This window comes from Aquiflexum sp. (assembly GCF_977115555.1).
The window spans coordinates 1-2,439 of sequence record NZ_CDSBKL010000524.1 but is presented as its reverse complement, the minus strand read 5'-3'; the positions used below and the strand labels follow the sequence as shown (position 1 = coordinate 2,439).

Below are 2,439 nucleotides of genomic sequence, written 5' to 3'. Positions count from 1 at the left end.
GGAATGGGAGAATTTCACCCCATGTCCTGGACCAACGAATATGACGGAGGCAGGATGTTTTATACCGCAATGGGACACACAGATTGGGCTTTCTTGGATGCTGACTTCCTCAAGCATGTCTACGGTGGAATTTGGTGGGCAGCCAAAGGATTTCCTATAGATTAAAAGCAAAAGATTTATTCAATATAACAAGGCAGGATCCAAAATCCTGCCTTGTTTTTTTAAACCATTTTTCCTGAAATATCTTTTTGGGCGTTAAAATACCCCAGATTATTTCCACTTTATTTCAATTTATATCTACCATATTTCTTTTTATATCCAATCTTCTCAAAAATTCCTTAAGTACACTGTCATATAATCGTAACTTTTTGACACTAAAGATCAGAAATGAAAAACCATTGGCTCGAAACTGTACTCAAAGAACTTCATCAGGAAGCTTTCCATTGGTCGAGACAGTGCTGTGGTTTTGATGAGGATCAGGCCAAGGATGTCTTACAGCTCGTTTATCTCAAGATCTTGGAAGGTAAAGCCAACTACAGTGAAAGGGCGAAAGTCAAAACATGGCTGTTTTCGGTGATTAGATTTACCGCTTTGGAGGAAAGAAGAAGAGAGACAAACACCTCTCCATTGGAAGATTTGGATTTGCCATATCAGGAAGATCCTCCCGAAAACGAATCCCATGAGGCTTTGCTCCAGGCGCTACCGGACCGTCAAAGAGAAGTGTTGCTGATGGTGTTTTACCATGACATGACCTTGGAACAATGTGCCGAAGTAATGCAATTGCATATCGGTACAGTTCGGACACATTATGATAGGGGGAAGAAGAAATTGAAAGAGTGGATTGAAAAAACAAGAATCGAAAAGTGATGAATAACCAAACCGATAAAAAATTACAAGGCTTTTTCGATCAATTGAAGGAAAATGATCGAGGAATTCAGATTCCGGCTTTTCCTGAACCTGCAAGACAAAGAAGGATCAATTGGTGGATTCCTATTGGGATTGCGGCTTCGTTGATTTTGGGTTTTTTCCTTTGGCCTGAAGACAGTCAGGATTTAGTTCCTCCGGCTGAGGTTATCATTATCACGCTTGAAAAAGATGAAAATAACAACCAACAAATCCTGATTGAAGAAAAAACCTATCTGGAAACCTGGGAATCTCCAACATCTTCCCTTTTGACCGAATACTGAACCAACTTTATATTTTGAACCATGAAAAATAACTTCCTTTTCCTCCTCCTATTCTTCGCTACAAGCTTGGCCAATGCCCAAGATATGTTTCAGGAATACCTTTACTCTGCTGATGTCGTCATGAAAAACAGGGATAAAATCTCCCTTTCTGACGCACAGGCAGAGAAAATCAAAAAAATCCACAGTACCAATGCAGCAGACTTCAGTACGCTCAAATGGGATCTGGATGCAGCTACGGAAAAGCTGAAAAAACTTCTTTCAGAATCCAAACCTAATCCCGAAACAGTTTCCAAGCAGATGGATGTTGTTTTAGATCTGGAAAATCGGTTGAAGAAAAAGCAGCTCAGTACATTGGTAGCAATTAAGAATGTACTTACAGAAAGCCAGCAAGCGTCACTGAAAGCAACTAAAAATTGGGTTATTTATGGCAACTCAACAAAAATTCCCTCAACATTAGAAAGCAATAGTCCTCAATTTAGAGTTGGCGTACCGTTCCAAATAGATTCTGAGAGAGAAGGTTCTGTAGAACCTGTAAAAGGAATAAGCAGTACGGTAAGCCCGTCAGGTGATGTGGTAATTACTCCCGGATCCAAGTCAACAATATATTTTCAAGTTGATCCAAAGAATGGGGAAAATAAGCCTACGTACTACCTCAAAACCAAAAAAGGATATGAGGAATTTTTTGATTTCGATAATCTCAATCCCGATGAGATTCAAAGTATTGAAGTGTTGAAGGGTGAAACTGCAACCACAAGATTTGGAGAAAAAGCCAAAAAGGGAGCAATCATCATCACTTTGAAAAAAGACAAAGAGTAAAAATTAAACCCTCCAAGGATTCCAAAACCTTGGAGGGTTTATACTTTCAGCTTTAATCCAAAAACCTCCAATTGCTTTTGAAATTCATTGGAATATCTCCTTTCATCCTTGCTCGGAGCAGTTCTATCGGCATGTAGTTTTGGCTGATAAAGAAATCATGGAATTGCTTTTCGGTCATTTTTCCCGAGGCCAACATCTCGTTTTTCAAAGCATACACCTGCAATCCCCCGATCATATACGCCAACTGATAAAGCGGTCCATAGCTTCCTTCAAATGACCTCCTGACTTCAGCTTCGGCATTTGCCCGCTCGTGACCGACCTTGTCCACAAGGAAGTCGATACATTGCTGTGGTGTCCATTTTCCTAGATGGTAATTGAGTGAAAAGACGATCCTTGCCGCCCGGTGCATTCTCCAAAAAAGCATCCCGACTTTGTC

5 protein-coding genes are annotated in these 2,439 nt (G+C 40.3%); 4 read left to right on the top strand and 1 reads right to left on the bottom strand.

The window, feature by feature from the left end; genetic code table 11:
• From ACZFYI_RS19090 to ACZFYI_RS19075, 4 genes are all read left to right on the top strand, one after another.
• A partial coding sequence (locus tag ACZFYI_RS19090; RefSeq protein WP_462525712.1) for a ThuA domain-containing protein occupies positions 1-165 on the top strand: 165 nt, incomplete at its 5' end.
• A gap of 222 nt (positions 166-387) precedes the next feature.
• Positions 388-867 (top strand): RNA polymerase sigma factor, encoded by a 480-nt coding sequence (locus tag ACZFYI_RS19085; protein WP_462525711.1) that lies wholly within the window; start codon positions 388-390, stop codon positions 865-867.
• Positions 867-1,187, top strand: coding sequence for a hypothetical protein (locus ACZFYI_RS19080; protein WP_462525710.1), 321 nt, complete (start codon positions 867-869; stop codon positions 1,185-1,187). Before ACZFYI_RS19085 ends, ACZFYI_RS19080 begins: the two co-directional genes overlap by 1 nt.
• 21 nt (positions 1,188-1,208) lie before the next feature.
• Positions 1,209-2,003 carry a Spy/CpxP family protein refolding chaperone gene (locus ACZFYI_RS19075; protein WP_462525709.1) on the top strand — a complete coding sequence of 265 codons (795 nt, stop codon included), beginning with the start codon at positions 1,209-1,211 and terminating at the stop codon, positions 2,001-2,003.
• A 52-nt stretch (positions 2,004-2,055) separates the two neighbouring features.
• Here the strand turns inward: ACZFYI_RS19075 and ACZFYI_RS19070 are convergent.
• Positions 2,056-2,439: DUF885 family protein (locus ACZFYI_RS19070; RefSeq protein WP_462525708.1), on the bottom strand; the 384-nt coding region annotated here is incomplete at its 5' end.

Excerpts from the sequence above, each read along its gene's own strand:
- ACZFYI_RS19085 (WP_462525711.1), top strand. The coding sequence starts at position 388 with ATGAAAAACCATTGGCTCGAAACTGTACTCAAAGAACTTCATCAGGAA.
- ACZFYI_RS19075 (WP_462525709.1), top strand. The coding sequence starts at position 1,209 with ATGAAAAATAACTTCCTTTTCCTCCTCCTATTCTTCGCTACAAGCTTG.
- ACZFYI_RS19080 (WP_462525710.1), top strand. The coding sequence starts at position 867 with ATGAATAACCAAACCGATAAAAAATTACAAGGCTTTTTCGATCAATTG.